Source organism: Streptomyces sp. PKA51 (genome assembly GCF_057552455.1).
In genome coordinates this window covers 1-16,451 of record NZ_BAAJPZ010000036.1, presented here as the reverse complement: position 1 = coordinate 16,451, position 16,451 = coordinate 1, and the positions used below count along the sequence as shown (strand labels likewise).

Annotated in this window: 14 protein-coding genes; 7 read left to right on the top strand and 7 right to left on the bottom strand. The window is 74.1% G+C overall.

Annotated features, from left to right (window positions below):
- Positions 1-8 precede the first annotated feature (8 nt).
- The 3 genes from AC27L3_RS28815 to AC27L3_RS28805 all read left to right on the top strand — a co-directional run bounded on the left by AC27L3_RS28815 (position 9) and on the right by AC27L3_RS28805 (position 4,055).
- On the top strand, positions 9-1,049 hold the full coding sequence (locus tag AC27L3_RS28815; protein WP_487236997.1) for a saccharopine dehydrogenase NADP-binding domain-containing protein: 1,041 nt from the start codon (positions 9-11) through the stop codon (positions 1,047-1,049).
- Positions 1,050-1,334: 285 nt separating this feature from the next.
- Positions 1,335-2,180: an SAM-dependent methyltransferase gene (locus tag AC27L3_RS28810; protein ID WP_487236996.1), complete on the top strand. Its 846-nt coding sequence runs from the start codon at positions 1,335-1,337 to the stop codon at positions 2,178-2,180.
- 219 nt (positions 2,181-2,399) lie between these two features.
- Positions 2,400-4,055, top strand: a complete 1,656-nt coding sequence (locus AC27L3_RS28805; RefSeq protein ID WP_487236995.1) for a TlrC/CarA/OleB/SrmB family ABC-F type ribosomal protection protein — start codon at positions 2,400-2,402, stop codon at positions 4,053-4,055.
- 448 nt (positions 4,056-4,503) lie between these two features.
- On the opposite strand, the gene AC27L3_RS28800 is transcribed toward AC27L3_RS28805, so the two are convergent.
- On the bottom strand, positions 4,504-5,121 hold the full coding sequence (locus AC27L3_RS28800) for a hypothetical protein (RefSeq protein WP_487236994.1): 618 nt from the start codon (positions 5,119-5,121) through the stop codon (positions 4,504-4,506).
- Positions 5,122-5,262: 141 nt separating this feature from the next.
- Here AC27L3_RS28800 and AC27L3_RS28795 point away from each other — a divergent pair, with 141 nt between their 5' ends.
- Positions 5,263-6,561, top strand: coding sequence for a globin domain-containing protein (locus AC27L3_RS28795; RefSeq protein WP_487236993.1), 1,299 nt, complete (start codon positions 5,263-5,265; stop codon positions 6,559-6,561).
- A 7-nt stretch (positions 6,562-6,568) separates the two neighbouring features.
- Here AC27L3_RS28795 and AC27L3_RS28790 read toward each other — a convergent pair whose 3' ends face one another.
- The 3 genes from AC27L3_RS28790 to AC27L3_RS28780 all read right to left on the bottom strand — a co-directional run bounded on the left by AC27L3_RS28790 (position 6,569) and on the right by AC27L3_RS28780 (position 9,189).
- A complete protein-coding gene (locus AC27L3_RS28790; protein ID WP_487236992.1) occupies positions 6,569-7,447 on the bottom strand; it encodes a DUF2127 domain-containing protein in 879 nt (292 codons plus the stop codon).
- 63 nt (positions 7,448-7,510) lie between these two features.
- Complete coding sequence (locus AC27L3_RS28785; RefSeq protein WP_487236991.1) at positions 7,511-7,873, bottom strand: hypothetical protein; 363 nt, start codon at positions 7,871-7,873, stop codon at positions 7,511-7,513.
- Positions 7,870-9,189 carry an ATP-binding protein gene (locus AC27L3_RS28780; RefSeq protein WP_487236990.1) on the bottom strand — a complete coding sequence of 440 codons (1,320 nt, stop codon included), beginning with the start codon at positions 9,187-9,189 and terminating at the stop codon, positions 7,870-7,872. The genes AC27L3_RS28785 and AC27L3_RS28780 overlap by 4 nt, the downstream gene beginning before the upstream one ends.
- A gap of 184 nt (positions 9,190-9,373) precedes the next feature.
- On the opposite strand from AC27L3_RS28780, the gene AC27L3_RS28775 reads away from it, so the two are divergent.
- Positions 9,374-11,359, top strand: a complete 1,986-nt coding sequence (locus tag AC27L3_RS28775; protein WP_487236989.1) for an ATP-binding cassette domain-containing protein — start codon at positions 9,374-9,376, stop codon at positions 11,357-11,359.
- Between the two features lie 154 nt (positions 11,360-11,513).
- Positions 11,514-12,464 (top strand): glycoside hydrolase family 25 protein, encoded by a 951-nt coding sequence (locus AC27L3_RS28770; protein ID WP_487236988.1) that lies wholly within the window; start codon positions 11,514-11,516, stop codon positions 12,462-12,464.
- 7 nt (positions 12,465-12,471) lie between these two features.
- Here AC27L3_RS28770 and tpg read toward each other — a convergent pair whose 3' ends face one another.
- The 3 genes from tpg to AC27L3_RS28755 form a co-directional block, all read right to left on the bottom strand.
- The gene (gene tpg / locus AC27L3_RS28765) at positions 12,472-13,029 is read right to left on the bottom strand and encodes a telomere-protecting terminal protein Tpg (protein ID WP_487236987.1); all 558 of its coding nucleotides are present in this window, start codon (positions 13,027-13,029) and stop codon (positions 12,472-12,474) included.
- 9 nt (positions 13,030-13,038) lie between these two features.
- Positions 13,039-15,180, bottom strand: a complete 2,142-nt coding sequence (tap, locus tag AC27L3_RS28760) for a telomere-associated protein Tap (RefSeq protein WP_487236986.1) — start codon at positions 15,178-15,180, stop codon at positions 13,039-13,041.
- A gap of 122 nt (positions 15,181-15,302) precedes the next feature.
- Positions 15,303-15,935: an alpha-ketoglutarate-dependent dioxygenase AlkB gene (locus AC27L3_RS28755; protein WP_487236985.1), complete on the bottom strand. Its 633-nt coding sequence runs from the start codon at positions 15,933-15,935 to the stop codon at positions 15,303-15,305.
- A gap of 172 nt (positions 15,936-16,107) precedes the next feature.
- Between AC27L3_RS28755 and AC27L3_RS28750 the strand changes: the two genes are divergently transcribed.
- Entirely contained in the window at positions 16,108-16,347 is a 240-nt protein-coding gene (locus tag AC27L3_RS28750) for a hypothetical protein (protein WP_487236984.1), read from the top strand.
- Positions 16,348-16,451: the final 104 nt, after the last annotated feature.

Genomic DNA, 16,451 nt, shown 5'->3' with positions numbered 1-16,451 from the left:
TGGTCGGCGTGAACGATGCGACTCATGACAAGACGGGGACGGTTGCGGTCTTCGGGGCCTACGGGCACACCGGCCGCTTCGTGGTACGGGAATTGCTGGACCGCGGTCTGACCCCGGTCCTCTCCGGCCGTGACGAGGACAGGCTGGGGGCCCTGGCGGCGGAAGTGGGCGGGGTGCAGGCCCGTGCGGCGTCGGCCGGTGATCCGGCCTCCCTCGACCGGGCCCTGGCCGGGGCCGCGGCCGTCGTCAACTGTGCCGGGCCGTTCGCGGTGACGGCCGCGCCGGTGATCGAGGCTGCCCTGCGGGCCGGCATTGCGTACGTGGACGTGGCGGGGGAAGTGGAGGCCGTCGCCGACACGTTCACGCACTTCGCGGACCGCGCGCGGCAGGCCGGCGTGCCGGTCGTGCCCGCGATGGCCTTCTTCGGCGGCCTGGCCGACCTCATGGCCACGGCGGCACTGGACGGGCGGGCGGCCGACGAGATCCTCATCGCCTACGCGCTGAGCAGCTGGCATCCCACCGACGGCACGCGGGCGTCCAGCCGGGTCTCCCGGGAGCGCCGGGGCGGCCGGCGTCTCGTCCACACCGGCGGGCGGATGGAGTACCGCACCGACCGGGCACCGACGGGCTGGTGGTCCTTCCCCGAACCGGTCGGCGGGCAGCCGGTGCTCGGCGAGTTCACGACGGCCGACAGCGTGACGATCGGGCACCACCTGCGGCCGCGTGCCATCCGCACCTGCATGACGACGAGCGCGGTCGAGGACGTGCTGGGCGCGCAGACGCCGCCACCGGTGCCGGTCGACGACCGGGGGCGATCCGCCCAGACCTTCCTCGTCGAGGTCGTCGTACGCGCGGCCGGTTTCGAACGGCGGGCGGTCGCGCGCGGCCAGGACATCTACGCCGTCAGCGCGCCGCTGGCCGTGGAGGCCGTTCAGCGGGCCCTGACCGGGCGTATCGCGGCGACCGGCGTCGCGGCGGCCGGAGCGGCCTTCGACGCGCGCGACTTCCTGCACGCGCTCGCCCCGCACGTGTCGGTGCACATCCACTAGGGCGTGTGCGGCGGGTCTTCGTCGCGGGGCGTTGTCGATGTGCGGCTGCCGCCACGTGGGCGCGACACGTCGACTGCGGGCCGTCGGTGGCCGATCGCGCAGTTCCCCGCGCCCCTATGGGGCGCCGTGAGCTGGAGCAGTGCCCCGTCAGGGGCGCGGGGAACTGCGCGACAAGCCACCACGCGCCCGCAGACGGGGAGCCGTGCCGGGGCAGGAAACACGCCGTGTTGATCTTCCTCGGCCCTGCGCGGTTTACCGCGGCGGCGCGCTGCCGAGGTATGCGCCATGACCGACCACAGCGACGCGACGCGCGCCACCGACACCGCACGCACGTACTACGACACCAGTGACGTCGACGGCTTCTACGCCCACGCCTGGGGCGGCGAGGACATCCACGTCGGCATGTACACCCACGAGGGGGAGGATGTCGCGACGGCCTCCCGCCGCACCATCGACCGGGTGGCGGCCAAGGCCGCCGACGCCCTCGGCCCCGGGCGCACGGTCCTCGACCTGGGCTCCGGCTTCGGCGGCGCGGCCCGCGCGCTGGCGCAGACGTACGGCTGTCGCGTCGTGGCCCTGAACATCAGCGAGGTGCAGAACCGCCGGCACCGCGCGACGAATGCCGCACGCGGGCTCGACGGGCTCATCGACGTGGTGACCGGCTCCTTCAACGCCATTCCGGCACCGGACGCGAGCTTCGACGTGGTCTGGTCGCAGGAGGCCCTGTGCCACAGCGGCGACCGCGCCACCACGCTGCGGGAGGCGGCCCGCGTACTGCGGCCCGGCGGCCGTCTCGTCTTCACCGACATCATGGCGGCGGCCACCGCCGGCGACGACGAACTGCGCCCGCTCATGGAGCGCCTGACCGCCCCCGGCCTGGCCACATCCGCCTTCTACGACGCCGAGCTGCGCCGGCTGGGCCTGACCGAGGTGGAGTACGAGGACCTCAGCGCGCACATGCTCACGCACTACGAGCGGCTCGCCGGGGAGGTCGCGCGCGAGAACCCCGAGCTGGCCGGTGCCGTCAGCGCCGACTACGTACGCGGGCTGCGGGAGAACATCCCGCTGTGGGTGGCCGCGTGCCGCAGCGGGCGGATCCGCTGGGGCATCTTCCACGCCCGCCGGCCCTGAAAATAATCCGTTGCCCGAAGGATCGTGCGCTCCTTAGAGTTCCGCGCATGGGTTCCCTGTGATCACCGCCTGCCCGGCCGCGTAGAGCCTTGCTCCGCCGCCGGTGCGTTCCGTCAGCCCGATTCCCGCCGGACCGGCGCGCCGTGACACCGGCGCGCCGGTCGGCTTCCGACCCGGCGCTGCCGTCACTGCGGCACGGCCAGAACAGGGGGCGCTTCCATGCACACCTCACAATTCGCTCTCCACGACGTCACCATGAAGTACGGCGACCGCGTCGTCCTCGACCACGTCTCCCTTTCCCTGCGCCCTGGTGAGAAGGCCGGCGTCGTCGGGGACAACGGTTCCGGCAAGTCCACCCTGCTCGGCCTGCTGGCCGGGCGGATCGTGCCCGGCGACGGCGAGGTGACCGTCGTCGCCCCCGGCGGCATCGGCCACCTCGCCCAGACGCTCGGGCTCCCGCCGCAGGCCACCGTCCAGGACGCCGTCGACCTCGCCCTCGCCGACCTGCGCCGCCTCCGGGCGGACCTGCGCCGCGCGGAGACCGCGCTCGAACACGCCGGGGGCGCCGGGCTCGACGGCGCCCTGCAGGACTACGCCCTGCTGCTCGCCCGCTACGAGGCCCGCGAGGGGCACACGGCCGACTCCCGCGTCGAGGCCGCCCTGTACGACCTGGGGCTGCCCGGCCTGGACCGGCGCAGGGCGCTGGGCAGCCTGTCGGGCGGCGAGCGGTCCCGGCTGGCGCTCGCGGCGACGCTGGCCTCCCGGCCGGAGCTGCTGCTGCTCGACGAGCCGACCAACGACCTGGACGACGCGGCGACCGCCTGGCTGGAGGAACGGCTGCGCGCGCACCGCGGCACGGTCGTCGCCGTCACGCACGACCGGGTCTTCCTGGAACGGTTCACCTCCACCGTCGTCGAGGTCGCCGACGGCCGCCTCGCCCGGCACGGCAACGGCTACGCCGGCTACCTGACGGCCAAGGCGGCCGAACGCCGGCGACGGCTGCGGGAGTACGAGGAGTGGCGCGCCGAGCTGGACCGCAACCGCCGGCTGGCCGAGACGCAGGTGGCCCGCATGGGAGCCATCCCGCGGAAGCTGCCGCTGTCGGTGTTCGGGCACGGCGCGTTCCGTGCGCGCGGCCGCACGCACGGCGCCTCGGTGCGCATTCGCAATGCGAAGGAACGCGTCCAGCGGCTCACCCGCGAGCCGGTCGCACCGCCGCCCGAACCGCTGGTGTTCCGCGCGGGCATCGGCGTCCGGGAGACGGTGGAGGCGGAGGTGGCCGCCGAGCTCACCGGCGTCCGGGTCGCCGGCCGCCTCGACCTGCCCCTGCTGCGCCTCGGCGCGGGCGAACGGCTCCTGGTGACCGGGCCCAACGGCGCGGGCAAGTCCACGCTGATGCGCGTGCTGGCCGGGGAGCTGACACCGGACTGCGGCACCGTGCGGGTCGGCGGGCGCGTCGGTCACCTGCGGCAGGAGGAGACGCCCTGGCCGCCGGGGCTGACCGTGCTGGAGGCCTTCGCGCAGGGCCGCGGCGGCGTGCCGCACGACCACGCCGACGCGCTGCTCGCCCTCGGCCTGTTCCGCCCGCGCGACCTGGGGCTGAAGGTCGGCGAGGCGTCGTACGGGCAGTGCCGGCGCATCGAGCTGGCCCGGCTCGTCACCGAGCCGGTGGACCTGCTGCTGCTCGACGAACCGACCAACCACCTCAGCCCCGCGCTGGTCGAGGAGCTGGAGGCGGCCCTGAGCGGCTACCGGGGAGCGCTGGTGGTCGTCACCCACGACCGGCGCATGCGGGCCCGCTTCGAGGGGTCGCGCCTGATGCTGGCCGAAGGCCGCCCGGTGGAGTGCGCGACCGTTGCCGGTGCGGGGTGCTAGGCCGTGTCCGGCGGATCGTGGAGCGCCCCGTCAGGGGCGCGGGGCAGTGCCCTGCGGCTGCGCCGCGTGGGCTCCATCACTGCGTCTGCGGGCACATCGTGGCTTGTCGCGCCCACGCGGCGGCAGCCGCACATCGACAACGCCCCGCGCCTCTACGGGGCGGCGCCCTAGGGCCTGTCCGGCGGCAGCGCCCCGAAGGGGCGCGGGGAACTGCGCGATCGGCCGGCGACGGCCCGCAGTCGACACGCCACCGAGGCCCGGGCGAAGCACGGCACCTCATCTGCGGGCACGCCGTGGCTCGTCGCGCCCACGCGGCGGCAGCCGCACATCGACAACGCCCCGCGCCCCTACGGGGCGCCGTGGTACCGCGTGACGAAGATCCACCGGACAGGCCCCAGGGCTGTCCGGCGGATCGTGGAGCGCCCCGTCAGGGGCGCGGGGCACTGCCCTAAGGCCGGGCGCGGCGGCGGTAGCGGCGCAGGGCGGTCCGGGCGACGGCCAGCAGGGCGAGGAACGTGGCCACGGCCGTCAGGGCCGTGCCGGCGGAGACGCCGGGTGCGGCGTCGTCGGTGACGGGCTCGCCGGCGGTGGTGTCGGGGAGTGCGTCCTGCGCCGCCCGGGTCAGGCGCTCCTGCTCCGCGCGGGGGGCCGCGCAGAAGTCCCGGGCGGCCGCGTCGCGCGTGCCGGTCACCGTGAAGGTGGCGGTGGCGGTGCGGGCGCGGCCGGTGCCGCCCGCTGTCGCGCGAATGTCGTAGGTGCCGAGCCCGAGGTCGCAGCGCACGTAGTCGCGGATGCCGATCGTGTACTCGTCGGCCTTGTTGTGCCCGAAGTGCTTCCGGGTGACGACGACGGTGTCCTGCACCAGCACCGGGGAGGTGAGGGTCACGCGGTCGACGCCGGGCAGGAAGTCGCGTACGGAGACGACGAACTCCACCTGTTCGCCCCGCTGGGCGCTGCCCGGTCCGCCGAGGGTGACGCCGTCGGCGGGGGCCGGGCTTGCGGTGAGGGCGCAGAGGAGGGCTGTGGGGAGCGCGCCGGCGAGGGCGGCGCCGGCACGGAAGCGCATGCGGGCGACTGTATCCGACAGCACGTCATGACCGTTTGACGCCAGGGCCGTTCGGCCCCGTGGCCCCGGGCCGGTCGGTCCCGGGGTGCCGTTGCCATACTCCTGCACGCACCACGTACCTTCGGACCAGGAGCCCTGCGCATGTCCCGTCCCGACGCCGGAACGCCGGTGAGCACCCAGCTCGGCGAGGAGTACCACGCCCTGCTGGCCCGGCACGACGCCATGCGGCTGCGCCGCAGGCTGCTGGCGCCCGAGCGCTCCCCCGCCCCGCGCGAGCCGGAGCCGGCCGGGGCGCAGCAGCGCCGTTACGACCGGGCCGACCGGGAGCTGATCGTCCGTCATCTGTCCCTGGTGACGCCCTTCGACGGCCTGATCGGCCATCTCTACGAGGTGATGTTCCGGCGCTGGCCGTACCTGCGGTCGCTCTTCCCCGCCTCGATGGACTTCCAGCGGCGGCATCTGGCGCACATGTTCCGGTATCTGATCGAGTCGCCCGACTCCCCCGAGGAGACGGCCGCCACCTTCACCCGCCTGGGCCGTGACCACCGCAAGCTCGGGGTCCGGCCCGTGCACTACGAGACCTTCGAGGCGTCCTTGCGCGAGGCGCTGCGGGTGTGTGCCGGTCCCGGCCTGACGGCGGAGCTGGATGCGGCGTGGACGCGCATGCTGCGCTTCGCCGTCGACCTGATGGTCGCCGGCGCGGACGCCGCGCTGACCGAACCGCCGGCCTGGGAGGCGGTGGTGACCGGCCACGAGCGTCACGGTGCGGACCTGGCCGTGCTGCGGGTGCGCACGCACGAGCCGTACCCGTACCGGGCCGGCCAGTACGGGGCGGTGGCCTCGCCGCTGCTGCCGCAGGCCTGGCGGCAGTACTCGATGGCGTGCGCGCCGCGCACCGACAACGTCCTGGAGTTCCATGTCCGGCGCACGGGCCCGGGCGGGGTGAGCGAGGCGCTGGTGGACCGTACGCGCGTCGGGGACGAGGTGCGCCTGGGGCCGCCGGCCGGCACGATGACGCTGGACGGGGAGCTGACGCACGACCTGGTGATGGTGGCCGGCGGCACCGGTCTCGCCCCGGTCAAGGCGCTGCTGGAGGAGCTGGCGGCCCGGCGCCAGGGCCATCGTCGCGTGGACGTCTACGTCGGCGCCCGCGGCCCCGCCGACCTGTATGCGGCGCGGTGGCTGGCCGAGTTGGAGGCGCGGCGGGCGTGGCTGCGCGTGGTGCCGGTCTTCAGCGGGGAGCCGGGGCCGGCGGGCACCCCCGTCGGTCCGGTCGCCGAGGCGGTCGCGGCCGACGGCACCTGGCGCGAGCGGGTGGCGTACGTCAGCGGTCCGCCGCGCATGGTGGCGGCCACGGTCGAGCGGCTGGCCGGGCTGGGGGTGCCGGCCGAGCGGATCCACCACGATCCGGTGCTGGGCACCGAGTCGGTGGCCGGCTGAGGGGGGCTCAGGAGGGTGCCGGTCCGGGCGCGGGGCCGGGGTGGGTGCGTTCGAGGGCCTGCCAGCCGGTGTCGTGGGCGCGCTCGGCCTCCTCGGCCCGGGCGCCGCCGCGGACGCCGAAGAGCCGCTTGGCCAGCAGGAGGTAGACCACGACGGCCAGGTTGACGGCCAGGGTGAGGATCTTGGTGGCGCTGATGTGGCCGGTCAGCTCGTACAGCTCGGGAAGGAGCAGTACGGAGGTGGCGACGAAGGTGAGGTACTCGGCCCAGCGGCGGGCGTACCACAGCCCCACCGCCTCCACGCCCTCCAGGAGGGCGTAGAGCGCGAGGACCAGGCCGATCAGCCACAGGGTGGAGGTGCGGGCGGCGAAGGCCCGTTCGAGTTCGCCGAGCAGTCCGTGGCCGTGCCGGCCGCTGGGGCCGCCGATGCCGTTCTGCAGGGCGTCGACCACCCGGTAGAAGGGGCCGCGCAGGTGCTCGCGGCGGTCGGCGAAGAGGAGGACGGCCAGGGCCAGGACGCCGAGGATCACGAAGTGCAGCAGCCGGTCGAGGGCGATCAGCCGCAGCACGTAGCGGTCCCGTAGGGGGCGGCCGCGCAGCGGCAGGCGGATCGCGTCGCGCTCCGGGGGCACGTCGCGGGTGGGGTGTTCGGGGGGCGGCAGCACGAGCCATGCGTCGCAGCGCAGGCAGCGGTGCCAGCGCAGGCCGTCCGGCGAGGTGCGGGCCAGCAGGGCGTCGCCGGGGCGCAGCCGGGCCGCGTCGGTGCCCACGAGGTGGTGGCCGTGCAGGCCGCAGCCGATCAGTTCGTACCAGGGGCCGCGGTGCCCGGGCTGCACCCCGGGCGGCGCTGCGCTCCCCTGCTCCTGGTGTTCCTTGGCTTCGCCCACAGCACGGCATCATGGCGCGGCGGGGCGCCGGAAGGGAGCCGAACGCGCCATGCGGGGGCTTTTTCAGGTGGTGCGCCCCTGCTGTTCGCGCGCCACGCGGCGCCGGGCGCTGCCGTACCACATGGCCAGTACGACGGGGACGGCGCCGGTCAGGACGAGCGTCTGTACGGTGCCGCGGTCGGTGAGGGGGACGAGCACGGTGACGAGGGCGGCGATGACCAGGCACAGCAGGGCGAACCAGCGGGTGCGGCGCAGCAGCCGCAGGACGAGCTGGTTCGGCTCGGTCTCGATGTGGCCGGCACCGGGCCGGGCGCCGAGGGCCGCGCCGTAGGCGAGGTGGCGGGCGAGGTGTTCGGCGGCCTGTTCGTGGTGGCCGGCCTCCCTCAGGACCCGGGCGCGTTCCTTCGGATCGGTGCCCGCGCTCACAGCATCCTCCGCTTCTTGAGGTAGGCCAGCAGTTCGTCGTAGGCGCCGTCTTCGTCGGCGAACTGGGCGACGTTGCGGGCGGAGGCGAACCAGGGGCCGGTGGAGGGGCGTATCCGGCCGAGGACGGCGGCGAAGTCGGCCATGCCGATCATGCGGGCCCGGCCGGTGCGCACGGAGTCCGTCAGCGCCTGTTCGGCGGCAAAGTCGCACAGGTGCTCGATGTCGGCGCCGGAGAACCCTTCCGTGCGCTTGGCCAGCGCGGCGAGGTCGATGCCGGCGACCGGGCGGTCCTTGAGGTGGTGGCGCAGCACGGCCTCGCGGGCGGGCCGGTCGGGCGGCACGACGAGCACCATCCGGTCCAGGCGGCCGGGACGGCGCAGGGCGGTGTCGACGTCCCAGGGGTGGTTGGTGGCGGCGAGGACGAAGACGCCGTCGTCGGCGGCGCCGATGCCGTCGAGTTCGGTCAGGAGCTGGTTGACGGTGGTGCGCATGCCGGTGTGCCGGATCTGGCTGCGCTTGGCGCCGAGGGCGTCGAGTTCGTCGAGGAAGAGCACGCAGGGGGCGTGGCGGCGGGCGGTCTCGAAGAGCCGGCGCAGGGTGCGCTCGGAGTTGCCCATCCACATGTCGAGGACGTCGCCGATGGACACGCTCAGGAAGCGGGCGCCGAGTTCGCCGGCGACGGCGCGGGCGATGAAGGTCTTGCCGCAGCCGGGCGGGCCGTACATCAGCAGTCCGCCGCGCAGGGACTTGCCGTAGAGCCGGCGCAGGTCGGGGTTGCGCAGGGGGGCGAGGAAGGCGGCTTCGAGGCGCTGCTTGACCTCGTCCATGCCGCCGACGTCGGCGAGGGTGAGGGTGGCGTGCTCCACGTCCCACAGGCCGCCGGTGTCGTCGGCGGGGCCGGGGCCGCCGTCCTGGGCGGCGTGGGGCGGCTCGGGGGTGTCGCCGGTACGGGCCGCGGGGGCATCGTGGTCGTCGACGAAGCGGGGCGGGACGATGCCGGACAGTTCGTCCTCGGCGCGCTGCCAGTCGTAGGCCGGGCCGGACGACGGGGCACCGGAGGGGGGTTCGGGTGCGGGTGGTGCGGCCGGGGTCGCAGGTGGGGGTGCGGCGGGCGGGGCGACGGCGCGGGCCATGAGGGCCTGCGCCTCGGGGTTGCCGGGCTCGCGCTGCAGGGCCGCGGCCGCGTGGGATATCGCTTCGTGTCCCTCGCCCAGGCCGAGCAGGAGTTCGGCGAGGTGCAGGCGCAGGGGCACGTCGTCGGGCGCGGCCTCCACGGCCGCGCGCAGACTCTTGATGAGCGGGGACGGTTCGGGCATGGGGCACAGCCTATGCGGCCGCATGGCGGCGCCGTTCGCCGTGGGGCCTGCGCGTTCCCGGACGCGAAGCCCTTACCGGATCGGGTGAGCGGCGGCGGTGGGGCGAATCGCCCGGGCGGTGCCGGGCATGCTCCCCGGGCATCTCCGGTCGATCGACGCCTGTTCGGATTCTGGAGGAGGCGCGGTGCTGCACCGCCACGAACGCCGGCAGGACCAGGACGAGCCGCCGCCGCAGGGGTCCGCGTCCGAGCGGCTGCTCTTCGGCGGGCCGCTGCTGCACGACGCACTGTGGGCCCGGCACAACACGGCGTTCTTCGAGATGTCCCTGGGGGCGATGGCCGTGCGCCTGCCCCGCCTGGTCGCCTTCACGGTGCGGCTGGCCTGGCGTGCCGACCGGCGTGCGCTGTGGACCGTCGGGGCCGGGGAGCTCGTGCGCGGGGTGAGCCAGGCGGTCGGCCTGGTGGCCGTCAACAGCGTCCTGGCCGCCGTGCTGGCCGCAGGTGCCATCCAGCAGCGGCTGCAGGCCGCGATCCCGTCGATGGTCGTGGCGGCCCTGACCGGCATCGTCGGTGCCCTGGCGACCTCGGCGTCGACGTCGGGCACGGGGCGGCTGGAGCCGAAGGTCGAGCGGGTGGCGACCGAGATGTACCTGGAGCACGTGATCAGGGTGGAGCTGGCGGCCATCGAGGACGCCGACTTCCACCGTCTGCTGGACTCCGCCCAGTACGGCGCCTCCTCGGCGCGCCGCATGACCAGCTACTGCACCGGTGTCGTCGGCTCGATGGTGAGTTTCGTGGCGGCCGGCGGGGTGCTGACGGTGTTGCACCCGCTCCTGCTGCCCCTGCTGGTGCTGATGACGCTGCCCAGGTCGTGGGCCTCGCTGCGCACCGCCCGGGCGCGCTACGGCAGCTACCTGCGGTGGGTGCAGCACGCGCGGGCGGGGCGGTTGCTGTCCCAGACGCTCCTGCGCACCGGGCCGGCCCCGGAGATCCGGGTGCACGACGTCGGGCCGTTCCTGCTGCACCACTTCCGGGAGATGTCGCAGGCATCCGAGGCCGAGCAGGCCCGGCTGGCCGCCGGCGCCGCCCGGGTGCGGCTGCTCGCCGCCGCGCTGACCGGTGCCGCGGCCGCCCTGACGTACGCGGCTCTGGGCCTGCTGCTGGTGACGGGGGTGATGGCGTTGTCGGTGGCGGGCACCGCCGTCCTGGCCATCCGTACCGGTGGCCAGAGCCTGTCCGCCCTGGTCCTGCAGGTCAACAACCTCTACGAGGAAGCCTGTTACGTCAGCGACCTGGAGCGGCTCGTCGAGGAGGCCGCGGCGCGCACGATTCCCGTCGGCGGGCTGCCCGTGCCCCGGCGGCTGTCGCTGATCCGCTTCGAGAACGTCACCTTCCGCTATCCGGTCGACCACGGAGGCGATGCGTCACAGGCGCGGCCGGCGCTCAAGGACGTCACCCTCGACATACCCCTCGGCAGGATCGTCGCCCTGGTCGGCGAGAACGGCTCGGGCAAGACGACCGTCTCCAAGCTGCTGGCCGGGCTGTACGAGCCGGACGGCGGCCGCGTCCTGTGGGACGGCGTCGACGTGCGGCGGCTGGACCGCGCGCAGGTCTTCGCGAAGGTCGCTCTCGTCAGCCAGGACTTCCACCGCTGGCCGTTCACCTGCCGCATGAACGTCGCCATCGGCCGGCCCGCCCGTCCGCTGCACGAGGCGGACCTGGCGGCGGCGGCCGCCTACGCCGGTGCGGACGAGGTGGTCGCGCAGCTGCCCCACGGCTGGGACACGCTGCTGTCGAAGGGCTACAAGGGCGGGCACGAGATCTCCGGCGGGCAGTGGCAGCGGCTGGGCCTGGCCCGTGCCCGCTACCGCGACGCCGACATCCTCGTGGTGGACGAGCCGACCTCCGCGCTGGACGCGCGGGCGGAGCTGGAGGTCTTCGAGCAGATCCGCAAGCTCGCCGACGGCGGGCGGACCGTCGTCCTGATCACCCACCGCCTCGCCTCCGTCCGACACGCCGACCTCGTGCACGTCCTGGAGAAGGGCGAGCTGCGCGAGAGCGGTACGTTCGAGGAGCTGCTGGCCCGGCCCGGCGGCGTCTTCCGCGCCCTGTACGAGATGCAGCGCGCACAGTTCCACGGCGTGTCGCTGCCCGGGCAGCAGCAGGCCTGAGCGCCGCGGGCGGCGACCGGTTCGCGGGGGACGAGCGGGATTTCGCCCTGTCACTGTGCTTGTCCTGAGCGGGGTGCTGACCCACACTTCCCAGAGCCCGGACGTGCGCCGGCCGCGGCCCCGCGCACCCGGCTCACCGCGAGAGGTCTACGACATGGGCATCTACGGACAGGACTGGGCCTCGTACCAGTCGTCGAACCCCGACACCAGCGGCCTGTCCTTCGCGTTCGTCAAGATCACCGAAGGGCTCGGCTACGTCAATCCCAAGTGGGTTGCACAGCGCGACCACGCGAAAGCGCACGGGCTGGTGTGGGGCGGCTACCACTACCCGCACATGGCCAACGATGCACGAAGGGAGGCCGATTACTTCCTGCGGCAGGTGGCCTGGCGGCCGGGCGACATCGTCGTGCTCGACTGGGAGGGCTACGACGACGCCAACGCCGGCGTGCCCAGATCGCGCCAGGTCGCCTACCGGGACGCGTGGCTGGCGTACGTCAAGGACCGGATGCCCGGCAACCCGGTCGGGATGTACTGCAATCTGGACTACTGGCTCCATGTCGACCAGACGTCCAACTACGGCGACTTCCTGTGGATCGCCACCGCCGGGCGTCCCGCCGGCCGGCCCGGCATCCAGGCCCCCTGGCTCTTCCACCAGTACAGCGAATCCGGCGGCATGGACCACGACTACTGCCACCTGGCCAGCCGCGACGCGCTGCGTGCCTGGGCCCTGTCCTTCCGGCCCACGCCGCCCACCCCACCCGCTCCCCGGTACACGGAGGACGACATGCTCGCCTATTTCACCGTGCCCGCATCCACCGCCTTCGACCTGCCCGTGGAACCCGCCGGCACCGCCGCGGCCCCGCAGGGCGGTGCCCGCAACGGCCCCCTCTGGCTCTGCCTGGCCCCGCAGGGAGGCGATGCCCGGATAACCCTCACCTTCCATCACGAGGACGGCAGCTGGGACTCCCCCGCCCAGTCCTTCGCACTCACCGTGGCGGGCAGCAAACTCGTCCAGGCGCTGCCCGCCGGTGCGGTCGTCGACAAGGTCCGCATCCAGTCGACCGCGCCTCTCGTCGGCTACATCACCGGCCGCCAGGTGGCGTGACGGGAGCTCAGTAGTCGAATTCGGCGTAGTCGATGTCGGTGAACTCCACCAGCAGGCCGGCGGCCCGGCGGCCGCTGTCCTTGAAGTAGATCTCCTGCAGGCCCTCGGCGGCGATCTCCCGCAGCTGCTGCTCGGCGGCACCGGCGGACTGCGCCTCGAAGAGGCGGGCCGCGTAGTCGGGCGGGAGGTGCTGGGTGATCAGGCGCTGCCGGGCGTCGTCGGTGGTGCCGGGGGCCGCGGTGAAGCCGAAGCGGGCCCGGGTCTCGATGACGATGCCGGTGCTGGTGGCGGCCTGCTCGCGGGCCCGCTGACGGACCTTCGGCTGCCACCGCCGGCGCACCTCGGCGGTCAGGCGGGCGGCGAGCTCCTTGCGCGGGTGCCGGAGCTGGTCCTTGACGTAGCGCTCCACCGTGCGCTGGGAGATGCCCAGCAGCCGGGCCACTTCCCGCGTGGAGCCCTTGTACTGCCGGACCAGGAACCGCATCTGCGCCCCGGCCGACTTCGGCACCGGGCGGGTGAACGTGTTCTCGGCAGCCCGCTGGAGGCTGTCGCCGAGGATGCCCATCGCGCTGCCCTACTCTCCGTCGTCCCAGCCGGCACCCACGGTGCCGTCCTTGATGTGGCGGGCGATGTTCACGCCGTCCGTGCCGTACTCCTCCATCAGGCCCTCGGCCCACAGGACGGACTGGGTGCCCTCGTGCTTGACCATGCCGGGGCTCACGCCGAGCCGGAATCCGCCGGGCAGGGGCCTGCCGTCCGGGGTGCGCGGCAGGAAGTCCAGCGGCGAGGGGCCGTCGGAGGCGTAGACCGCACAGTCGGAGTTGACGGCGACCGGGTAGAGGCCCACCGCGGCGAGCCGGAGCATCTTGCGGTGCATGTTGACGCGGGCGGTGGCGATGACGGCGGCGCGGATGTCGGGGCGCCAGGTCGGGCGTTCGAGAGCCGGCCAGGGCTCGCCGGGCCGCCAGTGGCCCTGGGGGCGTTCGCGCAGCTTGCCGATGCCGCCCTTCATCGTCGCCTTGACGGCCGAGAGCACGGCGGCCTGCCCGGGGTCGGTCCGCTTGTGCACGGCCATGGCGGCGAGGAAGTCCTCCTCGGCCATGCCGGGTGTGACGCCCAGCTGTTCCATGGTGGCCAGGTAGGCGTCGCGCAGCCGGGTGTACCAGGGGTCGAGGTACGGGCCGTGCTCCAGGCGTACGTACGCCTCCAGGGGCTCGACGCGGTGACCGAGTTCGACGGCGTAGGCGACGGTGGGGGTGGCGTACCAGGCGGGCCCCTCGGGCCGCTGCCCGGTCGGGGTGAACGGGGACGGCAGGCGGGGGTCGAAGGTGATGTGCGAGAGGTCGACCAGCCAGCTGCCGGGCAGCGCCTTGTCGAACGCGGGCCGCCTGAGGTGGACCGGGGCGGACAGGCCGACGTTCAGGCGGTTGGCGGCGGCGGCGAAGGCCATGTTGACGTCGATGCCGACGACGTACGGCTTCGTGCACTCCTCGTCCGTCAGCTGCCGGGCCCAGGCGCAGGCCTCCTCCATCAGCATCTCGTCCGGGGTGCGCCGGTGGTGCAGGGGGTGGCGGGCGGCCACGAGCGGGTGGCCGTCGGGGGCCTCGGGGGGCGCGCACGCGACCGGCTCGGTCAGGGCGCCCGGCGCCGGAGCCGGGACCCAGGCGCCCGTGGCCTCGTCCTTCACGGCGCGGGTGGGCGGGCGCAGGGCCGTCATCAGCTCCAGGCCGGTGACGGCCGTGGAGCCGCGGGGGGTCAGGACGCGAGAGGCGTAGTCGGTCAGGACCCGGGCGAGCTCGGGGGCCGCAAGCCGGTCGGCGTCCCCCCAGGCCCGCGGGTCCAGGGCGCCCCACGGCAGGACGGCGAGCTGCACGCACCGGCGCCGGTCGCCGTCCGCGGGGCGGTAGACGCGCGCCCAGGGCCCGAAACCGCGGCGGGTGAGCTGCCACTTGGCCCGGGTCAGCTGCCGGACGGCCGGGTGGTCGGCGGGCAGCCGCAGGCCCCTGCGGTCCTCCAGGTGCTCGGGGAGTCCCAGCCGCACGGCGGCCGTGGCGGTGAGGACGACGAGGGGATCGGCGTCCTTGCCGTTGCGGTGCAGCCGGGGCGCACCCAAACGGGCCTCGGTCAGGGCCCATTCCACGAGGGCGGGCAGGGTGGTGGCCGGGCAGTGCAGGACGAGTCCGGCGGCGCAGTACGCCGAGCCGTCGCCGTCCAGCACGGCCAGCGGACCGCTCTCGAAGCGCACCTCGGCGTCGGCGTCGGCTTGCGCTTCGGGCTTCGTTTCCGCTTCGGGCCGTGTGCCACGGGCCGCGGGGCGGCGCGGCGCGGTGCCCCGGGCGGGGGCCGGGGTCCGGTCGGCCTCGGTCTGCGCGGGTTGGGCCTGCGAGGGCCGGGGCTCGGGAGCCGCTGCGGGGGGTGCGGCGGGGGCCGGGACGGCCGGCGCGGGGGGCGTGACCTCCACGGGTGCGGGGGCGTTGGGCGGGTAGAGCTCGGCGAGGCGCTCCAGCAGGCGGGCATACGCCTCGCGCTGCGGGGGCCGGGGCTCGGTCCTTCCGTTCTCCCAGGACACCACCGTCGCCCGCCGCACCTGCAGCGCCTTGGCCACCTGTTCCTGCGACAGACCATGGGCCTTGCGCAGCCGTTCGCGCTCGGCGGGCGGGGGCAGGGGCGAGGCCGAGGCGATCAGGGCGTCGACCGCGTCGAACAACTCGGACACAGGTCACCTCCTGCGGTGATCATAGCCCGAGCGGACTTCTGCCCGACCGCGACACGGACTTCTGCCGTACTTGTCACGCTCTTTTCGCGTACGGCGCGTACGGCGCGTACGGCGCATCCGGGTCAGCCCACGCCGCGCGGGCGGAACTGGATGCTGATGCGCGGGCCGACGGGCCGGGAGGTCTTGGGGATCGAGTGGTCCCAGGTGCGCTGGCAGCTGCCGCCCATCACGACGAGGTCGCCGTGACCGAGGGGCTGCCGGATGCGGGTGGGGCCGCCGCCGTGCAGCCGCAGGAGCAGCGGCCGGGGCTCGCCGATCCCGAGGATGGCGACCATCGTGTCCTCGCGCGAGCCGCGCCCGATGCGGTCGCCGTGCCAGGCGACGCTGTCCCGCCCGTCGCGGTAGAAGCACAGGCCGGCGGTGCGGAAGCCCTCGCCGAGCTCGGCGGCGTAGTGCGCGCCGAGTGCCTCGCGCGCCTCGGTCAGGACCGGGTGCGGCAGCTCCTCGCCCTCGCCGTAGTGGGCGAGGAGCCGGGGGACGTCGACCTCGTTGTCGTACATGTGCCGCCGCTCCGCCCGCCACGGGACCGTTCGCACCAGCACCTCGAACAACGCGTCGGAGCCGGCGAGCCAGCCGGGCAGGACGTCGAGCCAGGCACCCCGCCCGAGCTCGATGCGCTGCACGTCCGCCAGCGGTCGGCGCAGCGCAATCTCGTCGGCCACATCGAACAGCGACCCCTGAAGTTGCAGGTGCATACACATCAGCGTACGTCACATATAGAACAGTCGTACGGGTCGGGTGTGCCGAGGATTGGTTACAGCGAGTGAATTGGCGCGACGTTCGGTAGCGGTCGCGGGGGTGCGGTCGTTGGTCCCCCGTGTCCGGGGCAGCCCGCTTCCGGATGTGAGGAGAGTCGAAGGAGTGCTGGTGCGTCGGATCGTTTGCAGGCTCGTCACCGTTCTCGCCGTCGCCGCGATGGGCACCGCCGTCGCGGCGGGACCGGCGGCCGCGGCCCCCGTCCGGGTGCCGACCGGCATGGACCAGCCGCCGTGGCCCTACAAGGACTGCCTGGCCGCGGCCAAGCAGAACAAGGAAAGCCCGGCGCACGCCAAATGGCACTGCGACGAGCTGGTGAAAAAGGGCTGGATCAAGAAGCCGGGCACCTGACGAACGACAAGGCGAAAAGACAGCGCAAAAGCGGGTGGCATCCTCGGGATGCCACCCGCTTTCTTTCGCCGATCTTTCTTTCGCCGATCTCCACCGATCCGCTT

Excerpts from the sequence above, each read along its gene's own strand:
- AC27L3_RS28755 (WP_487236985.1), bottom strand. The coding sequence starts at position 15,935 with ATGCACCTGCAACTTCAGGGGTCGCTGTTCGATGTGGCCGACGAGATT.
- tpg (WP_487236987.1), bottom strand. The coding sequence starts at position 13,029 with ATGGGCATCCTCGGCGACAGCCTCCAGCGGGCTGCCGAGAACACGTTC.
- AC27L3_RS28810 (WP_487236996.1), top strand. The coding sequence starts at position 1,335 with ATGACCGACCACAGCGACGCGACGCGCGCCACCGACACCGCACGCACG.
- AC27L3_RS28780 (WP_487236990.1), bottom strand. The coding sequence starts at position 9,189 with ATGCCCGAACCGTCCCCGCTCATCAAGAGTCTGCGCGCGGCCGTGGAG.
- AC27L3_RS28805 (WP_487236995.1), top strand. The coding sequence starts at position 2,400 with ATGCACACCTCACAATTCGCTCTCCACGACGTCACCATGAAGTACGGC.
- AC27L3_RS28795 (WP_487236993.1), top strand. The coding sequence starts at position 5,263 with ATGTCCCGTCCCGACGCCGGAACGCCGGTGAGCACCCAGCTCGGCGAG.
- AC27L3_RS28800 (WP_487236994.1), bottom strand. The coding sequence starts at position 5,121 with ATGCGCTTCCGTGCCGGCGCCGCCCTCGCCGGCGCGCTCCCCACAGCC.
- AC27L3_RS28770 (WP_487236988.1), top strand. The coding sequence starts at position 11,514 with ATGGGCATCTACGGACAGGACTGGGCCTCGTACCAGTCGTCGAACCCC.